The sequence below is a fragment of the Klebsiella sp. K5-204 genome (assembly GCF_030128585.1).
GTDB classification, from domain to species: domain Bacteria; phylum Pseudomonadota; class Gammaproteobacteria; order Enterobacterales; family Enterobacteriaceae; genus Klebsiella; species Klebsiella quasipneumoniae.
This window is the reverse complement of the sequence record NZ_JAKUZS010000004.1, coordinates 393330-411977: the sequence shown is the minus strand read 5'-3', so window position 1 is coordinate 411977 and position 18648 is coordinate 393330. Positions and strand designations below refer to the sequence as shown.

The following is an 18648-nucleotide window of genomic DNA, read 5'->3' as shown; positions in this document are numbered from 1 at the left end:
TCATCCCGCCGCGCCGCCGCCACGGGTTCAACCGGAAGCTTCAGGGCTTACGACCTTTGAAATACGCACACTCCGTGCGCGGGCCCATGCCAGACAGCCATGATGACCGGATTATCCTCTCCGGCGAATGGAGGAACGGCGCGCCATTCCCCCTCGGGTAAAACCATATCGACCACCTCTGCGGTGGCGTTCAGCGTGAGCAGCCAGCGATCCGACAACTGGATCTGCATACACGCTGCCCCCTGCTGCCACTCCCCGGCAGTCAGCGGCTGGGCATGGCGATTAAGCCAGCGGACGCTGCCATCCCCCTCCTGCCACCAGCGGTTGCGGGTGAGCGCCGGAATGCGCCGGCGCAGGTGGATCAGCGCCGCGGTAAAGGCGGTTAATCCCGGGTTCGCCTGGCGCCAGTCGAGCCAGGTCAGGGCGTTGTCCTGACAGTAGGCATTATTGTTGCCGTGCTGGCTGTGGCCCTGCTCATCGCCCGCCAGCAGCATCGGCGTCCCCTGAGCCAGCAGCAGCGTCGTCAGCAGCGCATGCACGCTGGCGCGTCGCCGTTCAATCACCGCAAAATTAGCTTCTAATCCTTCTATACCATGATTGTTGCTGTAGTTATTGTTAGTCCCATCGCGATTCTCCTCCCCGTTCGCCTCATTGTGTTTCTGATTGAAACAAACGCAGTCGCGCAGCGTGAAGCCATCGTGGGCCGTCACCAGATTGACCGTCGCCGATGGCGGCTTGCCATCACGGGCAAAGAGATCGCTGGAGGCCGCGAAGCGTTGCGCGAAATCCCCCAGGGAGACGTTTTGCTGCAGCCAGAAGCGGCGGGCGCTATCGCGAAAATGGTCGTTCCACTCGGCGAACAGCGGGGGAAAATTGCCCACCTGGTAGCCCCCCGGGCCGATATCCCAGGGTTCGGCGATCAGTTTCACCTGCGACAGCACGCTGTCGTGGCGGATAGCCTCGAACAGCGGCGCATCCTGGCGGAATTCCGGCGTCCGCCCCATCACTGAGGCGAGATCGAAGCGAAAACCGTCGACATGGCACTCATCCACCCAGAAGCGCAAACACTGGCGCGCCAGTTCCACTACCCCCGGGTGGCTGAGATTGAGCGTATTCCCGCACCCGGTCCAGTTGTGATAATCGCCATCTTCCCTTACCCAATAATAGCTACGGTTGTCGATTCCGCGCAGGGAGACGGTGGGACCTTCAAGATCGATTTCCGCGCTATGGTTGAGCACGATATCCAGAATCACCTCGATACCGGCGGCATGTAGCGCCTTAACCGCATCGCGAAACTCATCCAGGGCGCGCGTCGGGTCGCTGGCATAGCGCGGATCCAGCGCGAACCAGGCCAGCGGGTTGTAGCCCCAGTAGTTGCTCAACCCCATCCGCTGCAGTCGCGGCTCGCTGGCGAACTGCGCCACTGGCAACAGTTCAAGGGCGCTGATGCCCAGCGATTTGAAGTAAGCGATCATCACCGGGTGGCCCAGCGCCTTATACGTTCCGCGAATGGCTTCCGGCAGCTGCGGATTAAGCAGGGTGAGCCCTTTCACGTGCGCTTCATAAAGCACCGTTTCCCCCCACGGGGTACGCGGCGGTTTATCGCCCAGCCAGTCGTAACGCAGATCCACTACCTGCGATTTTGGCGCTATCGCGGCGCTATCGCGATGATCCGGCTGCCACATTCCGCCGTGCAGGCGCTCGTCGTCCGGCAGATCGCCCTCAACCCGGTGAGCGCAGGGATCGAGCAGCAGCTTGGCCGGGTTAAAGCGGTGTCCCTGCGCCGGATCCCAGGGGCCATGCACCCGGTAGCCGTAGCGCAGGCCCGGCCCGACGGCAGCCAGCCAGCCGTGCCAGATGTCGCCGCTGCGCGCCGGGAGATCGAAGCGTTGCTCGTTGCCCTGCTCGTCGAACACGCACAGCTCCACCCGCTCCGCGTGGGCGGAGAAGAGGGCGAAGTTCACCCCCTTGCCGTCATAGCTGGCGCCCAACGGCGCAGGCTTGCCTGCCGCGAGGTTGGTCATTGCGCCTCCCGGACCAGCCAGATCGTCGCCAGCGGCGGCAGGGTCAGGGACAGCGAATGTTCGCGACCGTGGCTGGGGATGGCATCGCTTTCCACCACCCCGCCGTTGCCCTGGTTGCTGCCGTGATAGTGCATTGAGTCGGTATTCAACGCCTCGCGCCAGCGGCCCGGCTGGTTGATGCCGAAGCGGTAGTCGTGGCGCGGCACCGGCGTGAAGTTGCTGGCGACGATAATCTCGTTCCCCGCCCGGTCGCGGCGCACAAAGACAAACACTGAGCGCTCGTGGTCGTCCACCACCAGCCATTCGAAGCCGTACGGGTCAAAGTCCAGCTCGTGCAGCGCCTTATGGTGGCGATAGGTATGGTTCAGGTCGCGCACCAGCCGCTGGACGCCGTGGTGCCAGTTGTCGCCGCCCTCCAGCAGATGCCAGTCGAGGCTGCCGTCGTGGTTCCACTCGCGGCCCTGGGCGAACTCATTGCCCATAAACAGCAGCTTTTTCCCCGGGAAGGCGAACAGCCAGCCGTAGTAGGCGCGCAGGTTGGCGAACTTCTGCCAGGCGTCCCCCGGCATGCGGTCGAGAATCGATTTTTTGCCGTGCACCACTTCATCGTGGGAGAGCGGCAGCACAAAGTTCTCGGTGTAGTTGTAGAGCATGCCGAAGGTCATTTTGTTGTGATGGAAGCGGCGGTGCACCGGATCGAGTTTCATGTAATCCAGGGTGTCGTGCATCCAGCCGAGGTTCCATTTGAACCAGAAACCGAGGCCGCCGCCGGCTGGCGGACGGGTTACCCCGGCGAAATCGGTGGACTCTTCCGCCATGGTGACCGCGCCCGGCGTCTGTTCGCCAAGGATGCGGTTGGTGTTGCGCAGAAACTCAATGGCTTCCAGATTTTCCCGGCCGCCGTATTCATTGGGGATCCACTCCCCCGCCTTGCGGCTATAGTCGCGATAGATCATCGAGGCCACTGCGTCGACGCGCAGAGCATCGATGCCGAAGCGTTCGATCCAGTACAGCGCATTTCCCACCAGGAAGTTGCTGACTTCGCGGCGTCCGTAGTTGTAGATCAGGGTATTCCAGTCCTGGTGATACCCCTCGCGCGGATCGCTGTGCTCATACAGCGCGGTGCCATCGAAAGAGGCAAGGGCAAAATCATCCGCCGGGAAGTGGCCAGGCACCCAGTCCAGAATGACGTTTAGCCCGGCGGCGTGCGCGGCGTTGATAAAGTAACGGAAATCATCGCGGGTGCCGAACCGGCGGGTCGGCGCATAGAGGCCGGTGGGTTGATAGCCCCAGCTGCCGTCGAACGGGTGCTCGTTAACCGGCAGCAGCTCGAGATGGGTGAAGCCCATCCATTTCGCGTAGGGCACCAGCTGGTCGGCCAGCTCGCGGTAGCTCAGCCAGAAATTATTGTCGGTATGACGACGCCATGAGCCAAGATGCACTTCATAGATAGAGACAGGGGCATCGAACTGGTTCGCCGCTTTGCGGTCCGCCGGCTGTTCGACTTTAGGCGGCAGATCGCAGATAAGCGAGGCGCTTTCCGGACGCATTTGCGATTCAAAGGCGTAAGGGTCGGCTTTGACCCGCAGATGGCCGTGGGCGTCAATCAGCTCGAATTTATACAGCTGGCCATTGTGCGCGCCCGGGACGAACAGTTCCCATATGCCGGACTCTTTGCGGAATCGCATCGGGTGGCGCCGGCCGTCCCAGTAGTTAAACTGCCCCACCACTGAGACGCGACGGGCGTTCGGCGCCCATACCGAGAAACGGGTGCCGGTGACGCCGTCCATGGTGGCGGCGTGCGCGCCCAGCGTTTCGTAAGGGCGCAGGTGGGTCCCTTCCGACAGCAGCCAGACGTCAAGATCCTGCAGCAGCGGACCAAAGCGATAAGGGTCATCAATCAGATTCTGCTGCCCGTGCCAGGTGACGGCCAGCTGATAGCGAAAGGCGTTTTTACGCCGCGGCAGAACGCCGCTGAAGAAACCACGCGAGTCGAGGCATTCGAGCTTGCCGACTTTGCGTCCGGTTTTCGGTTCAATAACCCACACATCGGTGGCATCGGGTAATAATGCGCGCACTTCCAGCCCGGCGTCGGTACGGTGCATGCCGAGCACGGAAAAAGGGTCCGCGAAATGACCGGCGATTAGCGCATTAATCACGTCTCTATCGATATGATTAGACATGCTTTCATCCTGTTGTAAGTGTCGCTCATTCCTGTAACTGGCGACTTTTTTTGACCTGAACGGCGCAGCGCCTTCTGCATCCTTCTGCTCCGTCCCACCTTCAGGTAAGGAATTCCTTACTTAAAGCATAGCCAAGGCTGAGTTACCTCCGTGGGGAAAAATCTAACATCCGCGTTTACTCCTTGTATTACGCAAAAAAAAAAGGGGGCTCGAAGACCCCCTTTCTGTTTATCCTGCGCTTACGCCAGCTGGCGAAGCATCCGGCGCAGCGGCTCCGCGGCGCCCCACAGCAGCTGGTCGCCAACGGTAAAGGCCGACAGATACTCCGGCCCCATATTCAGTTTACGCAGGCGACCTACCGGGGTGGTCAGGGTGCCAGTCACCGCGGCTGGGGTCAGCTCGCGCATGGTAATGTCGCGATCGTTCGGTACCACTTTGGCCCACGGGTTGTGCGCGGCCAGCAGCTCCTCAACGGTCGGGATAGAGACATCTTTTTTCAGCTTGATGGTGAACGCCTGGCTGTGGCAGCGCAGCGCGCCAACGCGGACGCACAGGCCGTCTACCGGGATAACGGACGAGGTGGCGAGGATCTTGTTGGTCTCCGCCTGGCCTTTCCACTCTTCGCGGCTCTGGCCGTTATCCAGCTGTTTGTCGATCCACGGGATCAGGCTGCCCGCCAGCGGTACGCCGAAGTTATCCACCGGCAGCTCGCCGCTGCGGGTCAGCGACGTCACTTTGCGCTCGATATCCAGAATGGCGGAAGCCGGGTCCGCCAGCTCTGCCGCGACGTGGTTGTGCAGCTGGCCCATCTGGCTCAGCAGTTCGCGCATATGACGCGCGCCGCCGCCGGAAGCCGCCTGGTATGTCGCCACGCTGACCCACTCCACCAGATCCTGGGCAAACAGGCCGCCGAGGGACATCAGCATCAGGCTGACAGTACAGTTGCCGCCGACAAAGGTTTTTACGCCGTTGTTCAGGCCGGCGGTGATCACGTCCTGGTTAACCGGGTCGAGGATAATGATCGCATCGTCCTTCATGCGCAGCGAAGAGGCAGCGTCAATCCAGTAACCCTGCCAGCCGCTTTCGCGCAGCTTCGGGTAAATCTCGTTGGTGTAATCGCCGCCCTGGCACGTGACAATAATGTCCAGTGCCTTCAGCGCGTCCAGATCGAACGCATCCTGGAGCGTGCCACCGGTGCTACCGCCGAAAGACGGCGCTGGCTGTCCCAGCTGGGAGGTAGAGAAGAACACCGGGCGAATGGCGTCGAAATCGCGCTCTTCAACCATGCGTTGCATGAGAACAGAGCCGACCATTCCGCGCCAGCCGATAAAACCAACATTTTTCATAACGTATTCCTGCGAGGTGTGTGCTGTTTGTGCCTGACCAGTTTCCAACTGGATTATCCCTCACCTTACAAAATGCAGCTAAAGTCGCAAGTGAAATTAATCAATGATTGCTGAACAATCAGAAAAGCAACTTATCCTGCACATTGTCCACCGTCGCTGGTCGTCGTCAAAGCGCAATGATTATCGGGGAAATCACCCAGGGAATGGAACATTTTCCGTCGCGATTTTATTGATCCTGATTATGGATTAAGCGCGAAATCCGCTGATTTTCCCCTTGCCAAAAAGAGGCAACAAACCCAGGTGCAGCAAGGCTTGCCGAAGGATACGAGCATCGTCGTAGCGCTAATAAGGGCGAGGAGCGGGAAGAGAAAAGAGGGAAAAAGCGCGGCTTATCGCCGGGAAGCCAGGGTAAACGGCGTTACCCTGGCTTTTGGCCACCCGCGAGCGGGTGGCGAACAGACTTAGCTCAGCAGCTGGAAGGCAATCATGCCGACAATCGCCCCGGTGGTGCCGAGGATGGTTTCCATCATCGTCCAGGTTTTCAGCGTCTGGGCTTCGGTGGCGCCGGTAAATTTACCGAACAGCCAGAAGCCGGCGTCGTTCACATGGCTCACGACAATCGAGCCGCCGGCGATACAGATAGACAAGGCCGCCATCTGCGCGCCGCTGTAGTTCAGCTGCTCAATCACCGGCATCACCAGGCCGACCGCCGTCAGGCACGCCACGGTGGCGGAACCCTGGATGATACGCACCGCCGCCGCCAGCACGAAGCAGGTAATGGCGATCGGCAGCCCCATACCGGTCAGCGCTTCACCCAGCGCCGGGCCGACGCCGGAGTCAACCAGCACCTGCTTGAAGACGCCGCCTGCCCCGATCACCAGCAGGATAATGCCCGCCGGCTGCAGCGCATGACCGCAGATCTCCATCACCCGGTCTTTCGCCATCCCCTGACGTACCGCCAGGCCGTAGATCGCCACCAGGCAGGCTACCAGGATCGCGGTGAATGGGTGACCGATAAATTCAAACCATTCGTAAGCGGTCGACCCCACCGGCACAAAGCGCGCGGCGATGGTTTTCAGGCCTACCAGCACCAGCGGCAGCAGGATCAGCGACAGGCTGAAGCCGAAGGAGGGCATTTTGCCTTCGCCGAGATGCGGCTCCGTCACGTCGTCAGGAATATGCAGCTCAACGTAGCGGCTGATGAAGTTGCCCCACAGCGGTCCGGCGATAATCATTCCCGGAATTGCCGCGCACAGGCCAATCAGGATCATCCAGCCAAAGTCGGCGTGCATTTGCGACGCCAGCAGCATCGGCGCCGGTCCCGGCAGCAGGAACGCCGCGGCGGCGGCCACCCCGGCAAACAGCGGGATCACCAGCTTCACGAGGTTAGTGCCGGTATGGCGCGCCATCGAGAAGGCGACGCTGATCAGTAGCACGATCGCCACTTCGAAAAACAGCGGCAGCGCGCAGATGAGGCCGGCGAGACCAATCGCATAGTGCGCGCGATTGTGGCCGAAGGATTTGAGCATCTTGACGGCAATCTGATCGACCGCCCCCGTTTCATGCAGGATCTTCCCGAACATCGCGCCCAGCGCGACGACGATCGCCAGGAAGCCCAGCGTACCGCCCATCCCCTTCTCCATCGTCGCCGCGATTTTATCCAGCGGCATGCCGGAGAAGAGACCTGCGCCAATAGAAACCACCATCAAAGCCACGAAGGCGTGCATCCGCGCCTTCATGACTAAAAACAGCAGCAGCAATACCGAGCCGACTGCTGTTAAAACAAGCGTTAAAGTACTCACTAGTGACTGCCTTTGTTGATCACCTCAATGGTGCTGGCCACCACGCCTTCCAGCGGCTGGTCGATATCGACGATAAGCACATCGCTCTCGTCGGCGCCTGGTTCCTGCAGCGTTTCAAACTGCGTCACCAACATTTGGGTTTTGAAGAAGTGCCCTTTACGCGCCTTCAGACGGTTTTCGATCACCTCGAAGCCGCCTTTCAGGTAGATGAAGGAGAGGTTCGGGTTGCCCTTGCGCAGAATGTCGCGATAGCTCTTCTTCAGCGCCGAACAGACGATCAGCGACACCTTATTGGTACGCTGCATGGCAAACGCGGCGTCATTTAGCGCCTGCAGCCACGGGGTACGGTCGTCATCGTTGAGCGGCTCACCGGAGGCCATCTTGGTGATATTGCTGCGCGGATGCAGAAAGTCGCCGTCGAGAAACGCGGCATGCAGCTGATGCGCCACTTCGCTGGCGACAGCGGATTTCCCGCTGCCGGAAACGCCCATCAGAACGTAGACGTGGTGATCATGATTAGTCGTGCTCAAAGCATCCTCCCACCGGACAGGTACGCCGCGCCGGGGCTGACTCATTGAGCGCGAAGGCGGCGTATCGGTTAATTGTTACGGGTAACTGTTATCGGTAACATTGTCATGCCGGACCTGTGGAGAAGCAATATCCATTCGTGCCAGATGTGAATATGTGTGATCTACTTCAAACTTGTCAGTTTAAATTGATCCGCCCGGTGACAATGTGAAACCTAAATCTAACATCTTAGGGGTAATCGCTTCGCCACGAATGCGCGCCAGCAGACGTTCGGCGCCAATGCGCCCCATCCGCTCGCGCGGGGTCAGGACGCTGGCCAGCCGCGGCTCCATCACCTGGCCGATATCGTGGCCATGGAAACCGGCTATCGCCATGTCGTCCGGGATCTTCAGCCCCAGGCGCTGGCACTCAAAGGCCGCGCCGACCGCGAGGTCATCGTTGGTGCAAAAGATGCCGTCAAGCTGCGGGTATTCACGGCGCGCCTGGCGCATCAGCTCAATCCCGGATGAATAGGACGAGGACTGCTCCACCATCACGCTGTAGGGCGTCATGCCCGCATCGAGCATCGCCTGCTCGTACCCCTTCTGTTTGATGATAGTACGTTCATCAAGACGCGCGCCGAGATAAGCAACGTGGCGGTGGCCGCGGGCGATAATCGCCGCCGTCATCTGCCGCGCCGCTTCGAAGTTATCGAAACCGACCGCGATATCGAGGCACGGTGACTGGCTGTCCATTAGCTCCACCACCGGAATGCCGGCGACTTCAATCATCTTCAGGGTGCGGGGCGTATGGGTGCGTTCGGTGAGGATCAGGCCGTCAATGTTCCAGGAGAGCATCGATTCGAGGCGTTTCTCTTCCATTTCCGGCTTGTAGCCGTAGTGCGCCAGCATGGTTTGATAGCCGAAGGCGTCAGTGACGCTTTCAATCCCGCGTAGCACTTCCGAGAACACCTGGTTGGTTAACGATGGCAGCAGCACGCCAATGGCGCGGCTGGTGGCGTTGGAGAGAATGTCAGGGGCGCGATTGGGAATATAACCCAGTTCATCGAGGGCAACGGCAATCTTGCCACGCAGCGCTTCGGAGACCTGCTCCGGGTTGCGTAAATAGCGACTGACCGTCATTTTGGTCACGCCGACAAGATCGGCTACATCCTGAAGTACGGGTCTTTTCTTTTTCATCGTCCTGACTGTGATCAACGGGGAACATTTTCTCAGTTTATCACGGACAAAGCGCAACCTTCCCTAACATGAGGGAAGGCTACGCAATTTATTTATACCCATCATACTTCGAGTTGCATGCGCGTTGGCTTTCCTCGCTCACCCCCAGTCACTTACTTAAGTAAGCTCCTGGGGATTCTCTGCGTCGCCGCCTTTCTGCAACTCAAATTATTTTGGGTATAGACGACCTCAGATAACGATCAAACCGGCGGCAGATCGAACAGCAGGATTTCGCTATCGCTGTCGGCATGAACCGAAATCGCCTGCTCGTCCCAGATAGCCAAACCATCGCTGGTAGTGGCTTTGGTACCGTTGATGGTCACTTCGCCTTTGACGACCTGGATCCAGACGCGACGTTCCGCGGCAATCTGGTGAACCGACTGCTCATCTTTCAGCAGCGCCCAGCGATACAGCTCCATATCCTGATAGACCTTCAGCGAGCCATCCCGTGCATCCGGCGACAGCACCAGCTGTTTGCCCTGGGCGGCGTCGAAGCGGCGCTGCTCGTAGCGCGGGGTAATGCCGGTTTCTTCCGGAATAATCCAGATCTGGTACAGACGCAGACGATCGGTTTTGCTCGGGTTGTACTCAGAGTGACGCACCCCGGTACCCGCGCTCATGATCTGGAACTCGCCCGCCGGCACCTGCTCTTTGTTGCCCATGCTGTCCTGGTGCTCCACCGCCCCTTCCAGTACATAGGTCAGGATCTCCATATCTTTGTGTGGGTGGGTACCGAAGCCCTGACCGGCGTCGATGACGTCGTCGTTAATCACCCGCAGGGCGGAGAAGCCCATAAAGTTCGGGTCGTAGTAGTTGGCGAAAGAGAAAGTATGCCAGGAATCCAGCCAGCCATGGTTAGCGTGGCCACGTTCGTTCGCTTTGCGTAAGTAGATCATGTTGCACCCCCATATGTTTTCGATGGAGTCAGTGTGGACCCATTTCGCCGACGATCATAGAGGGTGAAAATTGACTCCTCTGTTCAAAAAATATGAACAAGCGCCGAGGAGCCGACTGGGCTTATTTCACCAGAGTAATGGTGGCCGGTGAGGGCTGCTCAAAGCCGCGCTGCAGGATCTCCATATTGGTAAGAACGTCAGATTCCTTGACGTAATTTGGCTGGCCGTTGACGAGGGTGTCGTACAGCGCGTCGTAGACCCGGCCATAGTCGCCGCTCTCCAGCGGGACCGCTTCGCGCACCGTCTCCCCTGCCTCGTTGACATACACCAGCTCGCCGACGCTGTCGTCCGCGCCAAAGCCCGGCTCGCCCGGCATGATATTGGCTTTCAGGCTGGTCTCCTGCTGGTCGATACCATATTTCACAAACGAGCCTTTATGGCCGTGGACGATGAATTTCGGGTAGTCGATCTGCACCAGGTGGCTGGTCTTAACGATGGCCTTCAGATCGCCGTAGAACAGCTGGGCCTCAAAGGTATCATCCGGGTTAGCTTTGTTGCGCAGCGAGCGCAGATCGTAAGCGACATGGTCCGGGCGGCCGAACAGGGAAATAATCTGGTCCAGGGTATGCACGCCAAGGCCATAGAACTCGCCGTTTTGCGGGCCGCCGGGGTTGGTCTCCGCCAGCGGGCGGTAGTTGTCAAAATGGCTTTCAATCTCCACCAGTTCGCCAAGTTTGCCGCTCTCAATCACCTTTTTAGTGGTCAGGAAGCAGGAGTCGAAACGGCGGTTCTGGTAGGGCGTCACCGTCAGGCCTTTGCTGTTCGCCAGCGCAAACAGGGTCTTGGCTTCCTCCAGCGTCGGGGTGAACGGCTTTTCCACCAGCACGTTTTTCCCCGCCTCCAGCGCCTTTTTCGCATAGTCAAAATGGCTGTCGGCATGGGTGCAGACCACCACCAGCCTGACCTGCGGGTCGTTTAATACTTCATCGAGATCGCTGGTGAAATGGATGTGGGAATACTGCGGCGCCTGCTCCTCGGGCTTCGCCCGACGGCGATAGATGTGCGCCACCTGCCAGCGGTCCTGGCGGTGTAACACGTAAGGAAGATGGTAGCGGGTGGTGCTTTTGCCGAAGCCAATAAATGCGCAGTGCAGAGTCATAACGCTGTCCTTAGTTAATGAGCTACCTTCAACCATAGCGCAAGCCGGGACATGACTTCATCCTCTCAGTCCGTTTTCCGTGAAGATTCGTCAAAAAAATAGGTCGCGTACCATCCATACGCAATTATTAACAACTCATTGATTAACAACAGATTAAATCGACATTTTTCGGTTAAATATCTTGATCTCAATGGCGAAACTGCGGATAAGTGGAGGGCAAACCAGGACGTTGCTGATGACTAACGGAGTAGCCAGCCGCTACGGATGGACAAACAGTATCTCGCCTTAAACGGCGCCCTTTTTTTCTGGCTTCTCGCGCTGATCGCCTGGTCTGTCGATGCGATCGTGCCGGCGCGCCTGGCGGCCGCCTGCGCACTGGTCGCCTTTCTCCTCCATAGCCAACGGAACAAAATTAACGCGATGTTTATTAAGAAAAATAAAACGGAACCTCAGACGTCAGAAGTGGCCACGCCTCCGGCAAACAACCCAGAATCCCAGGCGGTCGCCAGCAAAAAACAAGAGACTACGGTCATCGCCAGCGGGGTGCATTTCGTCGGCAATATTGTCGCCAGCGGCCATGTCTATATTCACGGCCAGCTTACCGGCAACATCGAGGCGAAAGAACATCTGATTAAGGTGATGCGTGAAGGTCAGGTCGAGGGCAACATCAGCTGCCGTGAGCTGATTATTGATGGCAAGGTTCAGGGCCAGTGCCGCGGCGACAGCATCACCATTGAGGAACACGGCAATCTGGATGGCACCCTCGCCTATCGCTCGCTGGCGATTAAAAAGGGCGGCCAGTTCACCGGCAGCGCCGAGGTGCTGGCCGCGGCGGAAAGCAAAAGTCATCTCATCGGCCTGGTTGCGGAAGACGGCGTGATGTCCGCCAGGCCGCAAAGCGCCTGAGGTTGCAGCAAAAAAAAAGCCAGCACCCGGCTGGCTAAAGTAATACTGGAAGCAATGTGAGCAATGTCGTGCTTTCAGGCTTTCCGCAAGGGTCTTCCTGAATGCAGGACAATAATAATCATTCTCATTCGCACTTGTCTATCTTTTTTTTGCAAAAAACGGCATTGACTCCCCGGCTGCCGTCAGAGATGGTGAAGGAGAATCAACCACCAAAAAGAGGACAAGGGAATGAGTGACATAGTGATACGCCATGCCGAACCGCGCGATGCTGAACCTTTACGTATGCTGATGGCGCACCCGGAGGTCTATCATGACACGCTACAGATCCCTTACCCCGCCATGGAAGCCTGGCAGGAGAAGCTACAGCCCAAACCCCATACCTTCCATCTGGTGGCGACGCTGGACGATCGGGTTACCGGGCATCTGTCGCTCCATGTCGAACCGCGCCCTCGTCGCAGCCACGTGGCGACCTTTGGCATGGCGGTTGCCGCCGGCCATCAGGGGCGCGGTATCGGCAGCGCGCTGATGCGCGAGATGATCGACCTGTGCGATAACTGGCTGCGCATTGACCGCATTGAGCTGACGGTGTTCGCTGATAACAAGCCGGCGATTGCGGTATACAAAAAACACGGATTTGAGATCGAAGGCACAGGCAAGCGTTACGCGCTGCGCAACGGTGAATATGTGGATGCATATTATATGGCGAGAATGAAGTAGCATGTTGTCGGGTGGCGGCTTCGCCTTACCCGACCTACGTTCGTGCAGTGGTTGGCCCGGTAAGCGCAGCAGCGCCACCGGGCAACATATCAATACCCCGCCGTTAAATCATCCGGCGAACGCGGGTCGGAGGCGCCATACAGCATCCCGTCCGGCCCCACCATAATGCTCTGAGTGCTGCCCATCGCCTCTTTCAGCGCCACTTTCTGCCCTTTCGCCTCCAGCAGCTTCAGGGTATCCGGGCTAAAGCCTTTCTCCACCCGCAGCTCATCCGGCAACCATTGATGATGGAAGCGCGGGGCGTTGGTGGCTTCTGCGACGTTCATCCCGAAATCGATGGTATTGACCACCATCTGCAGCACAGTGGTGATGATCCGGCTGCCGCCCGGGCTGCCGGTCACCAGCCAGGTTTTGCCGTCTTTCACCACAATGGTCGGCGACATCGACGACAGCGGGCGTTTTTTCGGCTCCACCGCATTGGCGTCGCCGCCCACCAGGCCATAGACGTTAGGTACGCCGGGCTTCGCCGAGAAATCATCCATCTGGTTATTCAGCAGAATGCCGGAGTCCCCCGCCACAATGCCGGTGCCGAAGGTGGTATTCAACGTATAGGTCACCGCCACCGCATTGCCGTCTTTATCGACCACCGAGAAGTGGGTGGTCTGGTTGCTTTCATAGGGCGCCAGCTTGCCCGGGCGGATCTGGCTGGAAGGCTTCGCCTTATTGACGTCGATCTCGGCGGCAATCGCTTTGGCGTAGGCTTTGCTGGTCAGCGCCTGCCACGGCACTTTGACGAAGTCAGGGTCGCCGAGATATTCAGAGCGGTCGGCATAGGCGTGTTTCTCCGCCTCCGCCATCACCTGCATAGCGTCGGCGCTGCCAAAGCCATATTTCTGCAGATCGAAGTTTTCGAGGATATTGAGGATCTGCACGATGTGGATCCCGCCGGAGGAGGGCGGCGGCATAGAGTAGATCTCATACCCGCGATATTCGCCGCTAATCGGCGTGCGCTCCACGGCCTTATAGTTAGCGAGGTCGGCTTTGGTGATAAGCCCGCCGTGCTTTTTCATCTCGTCCGCGATCTGGTCGGCAATAGCGCCTTTATAGAAGGCATCCGGACCGTGCTCGGCAATCAGCTCGAGGCTTTTCCCCAGGTTCTTCTGTACCAGCCGGTCGCCCTTCTTCAGCGGCTCGCCGTTCTTCCAGAAGATCGCTTTACTGTTTTCGTGCTGCGGGATCACTTCGCTGCCGTAGGTCTTCAGATCGTCCGCCAGCGCATCGTTAACAATAAAGCCCTCTTCCGCCAGCTTGATTGCCGGGCGGATCACTTTGTTCAGCGGCATGGTGCCGTATTTTTCCAGGGCAAGAGAGAAGCCCGCCACGCTGCCTGGCGTACCGGAGGCCAGATGCGAGGTGAGCGATTTTTTACTGTCCGGGTTACCCTGGTCGTCGAGGAACATGTCGCGGGTGGCCTGCTCTGGCGCCATTTCGCGGAAATCGATCGCCGTAGTCTTGCCGTCTTTCGTCCGCAGCATCATAAAACCGCCGCCGCCGATATTCCCCGCCTGCGGATGAGTGACCGCCAGCGCGTAGCCAACCGCCACCGCCGCATCGACAGCGTTGCCGCCCTGGCGCAGAATATCCACCCCGACGCGGGTGGCCAGCGCATCCACCGAGGCCACCATGCCCTGCCGGGCGCGCACCGGGTGGAATACATCCTCCTCTACGCCATAAGAGACCGGCGGCGGCGGCGGTGGACTGGCGGCGACGGTAAAACTACCGCCCGCCAGCAACGCAGCGATGACCACCTGACGCCAGATTGTTGTTTTTATCATTGTCTTACTCCTGATAGGTAGGTTTCATTCCCCGCTTAAGCCTGGTTGATAACTCCTAAAAAATCATTGTTATGGCGGATTCGAGGTACACTTAAGTGATCCCACGCACGGGAGGAGAAAACCATGAAAGCGATGTTATTTCTGGCGGCGCTGATGCCGCTCGGCGTTTTAGCCCAGCCAATCAATATTGATAACAACCCCAACCAGCCGGGTTACGTGGTCCCCAGCCAGCAGCGCATGCAAAATGAGATGAAGGTGCAGCAACAGCAGCAACAGAGCATGCTGAAGCAGAATCTGAACAATCAGACTCGCTCCCAGCAGCAGCATTTGCAAAACCAGCTGCAGACCAATCAGCAGCGCGCGGCGCAGGGCGGGAATCTCAATCCGCCGCAGCAGGTGCTGCCGAACAACAACGGAGGGATGCTGCGGCAGACCAACCCGTAAAGGCCAGCCGCCGCGCAGCGGTTATTAAGGCTGGAAATGGGGCCCGATGACGTCAATGGCATCGGTGCAGATGCAGTCTACGCCCCAGCGCAGCAGCTCGGTGGCGCGCTGGGGTTTGTTAACGGTATACACCAGGATATGCAGGCCGGCCTGTTTCAGGCTTGCCACCCGCCCGGCGTCCAACAGCTTGTGGTTAAGGTGAATGGAGACGCAGCCCAGCCGGGTGGTCAACTCCCGCCAGTCCTCACGCCACTCATCCAGCAACAGCCCGCGCGGCAGCTCGGGGGCGGCTTCCTGCGCCGCTTCCAGGGCATCGATTTCAAACGACGACAGCAGCGGCGCGGTCATTCCCGCCCACAGCTCCCGCGCCGCCAGGGCCACCACGTTGCCGGTCTGCGGCCCAAGGCCGGTGGTCGGTTTAATTTCGATATTCGCCATCATGCCGTGACGGCGGCAGCGCTCCGCCACCTGGGAGAGCAGCGGCAGCGGCTCGCCCTTAAATTCACGGCTGAACCAGCTACCGGCATCAACCTTCAGCAGATCGTCCCATGGCAGCTCCCCCGCCACGCCCCAGCCGTTGCTGGTGCGTTCGAGATTATCGTCATGCAGCAGAAAGATCTGCCCGTCCTTTGACAGCTTGGCGTCAAATTCAATCATCGTGTGCCCGTAGCGAGCGCCGACGTCGATAGCCGCCAGGGTGTTCTCCGGCGCCAGTTTACCGCCGCCGCGATGGGCGACGATACGGGGATAAGGCCAGTTACTCATGCGCGTTGTCCTGTTTCACCATCAAAGAGGTGCAGATGTTCCAAAGGCAGATGCAGCCATAGCGTGCTGCCTGCCGCCGGGCGCTGCTGGTGCGGCAGTCTGACCACCAGCTTCTGTTCGCCCCAGCGCCCGTGGGCAAGGTTATCGGCGCCTAAAATTTCCAGGGAGTCCATCAGCAGCGGAATGCCGCCTTGCGCCTGCGAGCTTAAGATAAAATGCTCCGGGCGGATACCGAGGGTCATTTTACGCCCGGCGTGGCGCCGGTGCTCATGATTCGTCGGCAGCTGGATGCCGCCCGCCAGCTCAAAGCAACCGCCGTCATCGCTGATGCGCCCTTCCAGCAGGTTCATGGCCGGGCTGCCGATAAAGCTCGCAACAAAGCGGCTGGCCGGCTTCTCATACACTTCCACCGGGGTGCCGATCTGCTCGGCAACGCCTTTATTCATCACCATCACCCGCTGGGCGAGGGTCATCGCCTCCACCTGGTCATGGGTAACGTACAGCGAGGTGGTTTTCAGGCGGCGATGCAGCTGTTGCAGCTCAAGACGCATCTGCACGCGCAGCTTGGCGTCGAGGTTTGACAACGGTTCGTCGAAGAGGAATACCGCCGGGTCACGCACGATGGCGCGGCCCATCGCCACGCGCTGGCGCTGGCCGCCGGAGAGCTCGCGCGGGCGGCGCTTGAGCAGGCCGTCGAGCTCAAGAATACGCGCCGCCTCCTGCACCCGCTCGGCGATCAATCCCTTACCCATGCCGCGGATCTTCAGCCCCCACGCCATGTTCTCTTCCACGCTCATATGCGGATAAAGGGCATAGTTCTGGAACACCATGGCGATGCCGCGATCCTTCGGCTCCATCTCGGTGACCCGCTTGCGGTCGATCCAGATATCGCCGCTGGTCACCCGCTCCAGTCCGGCGACCATCCGCAGCAGCGTTGATTTCCCGCAGCCCGACGGGCCGACCATGACGATAAATTCCCCGTCCGCCACGTCCAGCGTCAGCGGTTGAATCACCTGGGTTTTGCCATCCCAGCTTTTGCTTACTGCCTGTAGTTTTAAACCAGCCATTTTATTTCTCACTATCGACCAGGCCACGCACAAATGCGCGCTGCATGGCTAAAACGATGACAACCGGCGGGATCAGGGTCAGCAGCATCGCCGCCATCACCTGATTCCACTGGGTAGTGCCTTCGCCGGTGGCGATCATGCCTTTGATGCCGGCGACGGCGGTGCCAAGATTCACATCCTGAATAATCAGCAACGGCCACAGATACTGATTCCAGCCGTAGATAAAAGTGATGACGAACAGCGCCGCGAGGTTGGTTTTCGACAGCGGCAGCACGATGTCGCGAAAGAAGCGCATCGGCGAAGCGCCATCGATACGCGCTGCTTCAATCAGCTCGTCCGGCAGGGTCATAAAGAACTGGCGGAACAGGAAGGTGGCGGTGGCCGAGGCCATTAGCGGCAGCGTAAGCCCGGCGTAGCTGTCGAGCATGTTGAGATTGGCGATCACTTCCACCGTCGGGAAAATACGCACCTCGACCGGCAGCATTAGCGTGATAAAAATCATCCAGAAGAACAGGTTACGCAGCGGAAAGCGGAACCAGACGATGGCGAACGCCGACAGCATCGACACGACGATTTTGCCCACCGTAATGGCGAACGCCATGATGAAGCTGTTGAGCATCATCAGCCAGAACGGCGCGCTGTTGACGCCAACGCCGTTCACCCAGATGGTCTTCATGTTCTCCAGCAGATGTCCGCCGGGGATCAGCGTCATCGGCGTTTCGAACACCGATTGGTTATCCAGCGTCGCCGCCACGAAGGCGACGTACAGCGGGAATAAAATGACGGCGATGCCCAGAATCAGCATGGTGTGGCTGAAAATCGTCAGCCCGCGACGGTTCTCAATCATTGGTAACGCACCTTACTTTCAACGTAACGGAACTGCACCACCGTCAGGATAATGACGAGGAACATCAGCACCACCGACTGCGCGGCGGAAGCGGAAAGATCGAGCCCGGCGAAACCTTCGCGATAGATTTTGTAAATCAGGGTGGTGGTCGCCTGCACCGGGCCGCCGGCGGTGGCGGCATCGATCACCGGGAAGGTGTCGAAGAAGGCGTAAACCAGGTTGACCACCAGCAGGAAGAAACTCACCGGCGCAATCAGCGGCAGCGCCAGCCTGAAGAAGCGGCGGATTGGCCCGGCGCCGTCGATAGCGGCAGCCTCAACCAGCGAACGCGGGATCGACTGCAGCGCGGCGAAGAAAAACAGGAAGTTGTAGCTTATCTGCTTCCATACCGAGGCGAAGACCACCAGGAACATCGCCTGGCCGCTGTTCTGCGCGTGGTTCCAGTCGTAGCCCAGCTCGCCGAGGAAATGGGTGATCAGCCCGCGCCCGGGGTTAAAGAGGAAGATCCACAGCACCGCCGCCACCGCGGGGGCCACGGCATACGGCAGCAGCATCAGGGTCTGATAGAAGCGGCTGCCGCGCACCACGTAGTCGACCAGCGCAGCGAAAAAGAGCGAAATAAGCAGGCCGCTGACGGTCACCAGGGCGCTGAATTTGATAGTGGTCCAGAACGAGTCCAGATAGTACGGGTCATGGAACAGCGCCACGAAGTTATCCAGGCCGACAAACTGGCTGGACAGGCCAAACGGATCGACGCTCTGCAGCGAATACCACAGCGCTTCGCCCGCGGGCCAGATAAAGAAAATCAGCGTGATAATCAGCTGCGGCGCGACCAGGACATAGGGCAGCCAGCGCGAGCGGAATACCGGACGGGATGATGACATTGAGATTGGGTTCCTGAACAATGCCGGG

At 59.1% G+C, this 18648-nt stretch carries 16 protein-coding genes and 1 pseudogene; 4 read left to right on the top strand and 13 right to left on the bottom strand.

Annotated elements, in window-relative coordinates; translation table 11 throughout:
- Positions 1–47 precede the first annotated feature (47 nt).
- From glgX to asd, 3 genes are all read right to left on the bottom strand, one after another.
- Positions 48–2024 carry a glycogen debranching protein GlgX gene (glgX, locus tag MKR05_RS13470; RefSeq protein ID WP_023291213.1) on the bottom strand — a complete coding sequence of 659 codons (1977 nt, stop codon included), beginning with the start codon at positions 2022–2024 and terminating at the stop codon, positions 48–50.
- On the bottom strand, positions 2021–4207 hold the full coding sequence (gene glgB / locus MKR05_RS13465; RefSeq protein ID WP_284118862.1) for a 1,4-alpha-glucan branching enzyme: 2187 nt from the start codon (positions 4205–4207) through the stop codon (positions 2021–2023). The genes glgX and glgB overlap by 4 nt, the downstream gene beginning before the upstream one ends.
- Before the next feature lie 239 nt (positions 4208–4446).
- The gene (asd, locus tag MKR05_RS13460) at positions 4447–5553 is read right to left on the bottom strand and encodes an aspartate-semialdehyde dehydrogenase (RefSeq protein WP_023291215.1); all 1107 of its coding nucleotides are present in this window, start codon (positions 5551–5553) and stop codon (positions 4447–4449) included.
- Positions 5554–5656: 103 nt separating this feature from the next.
- Between asd and MKR05_RS13455 the strand changes: the two are divergent.
- Positions 5657–6018: pseudogene (locus MKR05_RS13455) on the top strand (hypothetical protein).
- On the opposite strand, the gene gntU reads toward MKR05_RS13455, so the two are convergent.
- From gntU to MKR05_RS13430, 5 genes are all read right to left on the bottom strand, one after another.
- Complete coding sequence (gene gntU / locus MKR05_RS13450; protein ID WP_004202127.1) at positions 6015–7355, bottom strand: gluconate transporter; 1341 nt, start codon at positions 7353–7355, stop codon at positions 6015–6017. The pseudogene MKR05_RS13455 and the gene gntU sit on opposite strands and share 4 nt — an antisense overlap.
- Complete coding sequence (gene gntK, locus MKR05_RS13445) at positions 7355–7885, bottom strand: gluconokinase (RefSeq protein ID WP_065812634.1); 531 nt, start codon at positions 7883–7885, stop codon at positions 7355–7357. The genes gntU and gntK overlap by 1 nt, the downstream gene beginning before the upstream one ends.
- Before the next feature lie 180 nt (positions 7886–8065).
- Positions 8066–9061, bottom strand: coding sequence for a gluconate operon transcriptional repressor GntR (gene gntR / locus MKR05_RS13440; protein WP_023291217.1), 996 nt, complete (start codon positions 9059–9061; stop codon positions 8066–8068).
- A gap of 239 nt (positions 9062–9300) precedes the next feature.
- Entirely contained in the window at positions 9301–9996 is a 696-nt protein-coding gene (locus MKR05_RS13435; protein ID WP_002920779.1) for a pirin family protein, read from the bottom strand.
- A 121-nt stretch (positions 9997–10117) separates the two neighbouring features.
- Entirely contained in the window at positions 10118–11155 is a 1038-nt protein-coding gene (locus tag MKR05_RS13430) for an oxidoreductase (protein ID WP_032454242.1), read from the bottom strand.
- Between the two features lie 264 nt (positions 11156–11419).
- Between MKR05_RS13430 and MKR05_RS13425 the strand changes: the two genes are divergently transcribed.
- Positions 11420–12061, top strand: coding sequence for a polymer-forming cytoskeletal protein (locus MKR05_RS13425; RefSeq protein WP_023291219.1), 642 nt, complete (start codon positions 11420–11422; stop codon positions 12059–12061).
- 240 nt (positions 12062–12301) lie between these two features.
- Positions 12302–12778 (top strand): N-acetyltransferase, encoded by a 477-nt coding sequence (gene yhhY, locus MKR05_RS13420; RefSeq protein WP_072421083.1) that lies wholly within the window; start codon positions 12302–12304, stop codon positions 12776–12778.
- 89 nt (positions 12779–12867) lie between these two features.
- Here yhhY and ggt read toward each other — a convergent pair whose 3' ends face one another.
- Positions 12868–14613 (bottom strand): gamma-glutamyltransferase, encoded by a 1746-nt coding sequence (gene ggt / locus MKR05_RS13415; protein WP_023291221.1) that lies wholly within the window; start codon positions 14611–14613, stop codon positions 12868–12870.
- 123 nt (positions 14614–14736) lie between these two features.
- On the opposite strand from ggt, the gene MKR05_RS13410 reads away from it, so the two are divergent.
- Positions 14737–15057, top strand: coding sequence for a DUF2756 family protein (locus tag MKR05_RS13410; RefSeq protein WP_023291222.1), 321 nt, complete (start codon positions 14737–14739; stop codon positions 15055–15057).
- Positions 15058–15081: 24 nt separating this feature from the next.
- Here MKR05_RS13410 and ugpQ read toward each other — a convergent pair whose 3' ends face one another.
- From ugpQ to ugpA, 4 genes are read right to left on the bottom strand one after another with little or no spacing between them, the layout of a single operon-like run.
- Positions 15082–15822: a glycerophosphodiester phosphodiesterase gene (gene ugpQ / locus MKR05_RS13405; RefSeq protein ID WP_238874780.1), complete on the bottom strand. Its 741-nt coding sequence runs from the start codon at positions 15820–15822 to the stop codon at positions 15082–15084.
- Positions 15819–16889, bottom strand: coding sequence for a sn-glycerol-3-phosphate import ATP-binding protein UgpC (locus MKR05_RS13400; RefSeq protein WP_238874779.1), 1071 nt, complete (start codon positions 16887–16889; stop codon positions 15819–15821). The genes ugpQ and MKR05_RS13400 overlap by 4 nt, the downstream gene beginning before the upstream one ends.
- Before the next feature lies 1 nt (position 16890).
- The gene (ugpE, locus tag MKR05_RS13395; protein WP_008806976.1) at positions 16891–17736 is read right to left on the bottom strand and encodes a sn-glycerol-3-phosphate ABC transporter permease UgpE; all 846 of its coding nucleotides are present in this window, start codon (positions 17734–17736) and stop codon (positions 16891–16893) included.
- Complete coding sequence (ugpA, locus tag MKR05_RS13390; RefSeq protein WP_032454247.1) at positions 17733–18620, bottom strand: sn-glycerol-3-phosphate ABC transporter permease UgpA; 888 nt, start codon at positions 18618–18620, stop codon at positions 17733–17735. Before ugpA ends, ugpE begins: the two co-directional genes overlap by 4 nt.
- Positions 18621–18648 lie beyond the last annotated feature (28 nt).

What these genes read in the sequence shown, in the direction of transcription:
- glgX (WP_023291213.1), bottom strand. Translation starts at nt 2,024, where the DNA reads ATGACCAACCTCGCGGCAGGCAAGCCTGCGCCGTTGGGCGCCAGCTAT.
- glgB (WP_284118862.1), bottom strand. Translation starts at nt 4,207, where the DNA reads ATGTCTAATCATATCGATAGAGACGTGATTAATGCGCTAATCGCCGGT.
- asd (WP_023291215.1), bottom strand. Translation starts at nt 5,553, where the DNA reads ATGAAAAATGTTGGTTTTATCGGCTGGCGCGGAATGGTCGGCTCTGTT.
- gntR (WP_023291217.1), bottom strand. Translation starts at nt 9,061, where the DNA reads ATGAAAAAGAAAAGACCCGTACTTCAGGATGTAGCCGATCTTGTCGGC.
- MKR05_RS13435 (WP_002920779.1), bottom strand. Translation starts at nt 9,996, where the DNA reads ATGATCTACTTACGCAAAGCGAACGAACGTGGCCACGCTAACCATGGC.
- MKR05_RS13430 (WP_032454242.1), bottom strand. Translation starts at nt 11,155, where the DNA reads ATGACTCTGCACTGCGCATTTATTGGCTTCGGCAAAAGCACCACCCGC.
- MKR05_RS13425 (WP_023291219.1), top strand. Translation starts at nt 11,420, where the DNA reads ATGGACAAACAGTATCTCGCCTTAAACGGCGCCCTTTTTTTCTGGCTT.
- ggt (WP_023291221.1), bottom strand. Translation starts at nt 14,613, where the DNA reads ATGATAAAAACAACAATCTGGCGTCAGGTGGTCATCGCTGCGTTGCTG.
- MKR05_RS13410 (WP_023291222.1), top strand. Translation starts at nt 14,737, where the DNA reads ATGAAAGCGATGTTATTTCTGGCGGCGCTGATGCCGCTCGGCGTTTTA.
- ugpQ (WP_238874780.1), bottom strand. Translation starts at nt 15,822, where the DNA reads ATGAGTAACTGGCCTTATCCCCGTATCGTCGCCCATCGCGGCGGCGGT.
- MKR05_RS13400 (WP_238874779.1), bottom strand. Translation starts at nt 16,889, where the DNA reads ATGGCTGGTTTAAAACTACAGGCAGTAAGCAAAAGCTGGGATGGCAAA.
- ugpE (WP_008806976.1), bottom strand. Translation starts at nt 17,736, where the DNA reads ATGATTGAGAACCGTCGCGGGCTGACGATTTTCAGCCACACCATGCTG.
- ugpA (WP_032454247.1), bottom strand. Translation starts at nt 18,620, where the DNA reads ATGTCATCATCCCGTCCGGTATTCCGCTCGCGCTGGCTGCCCTATGTC.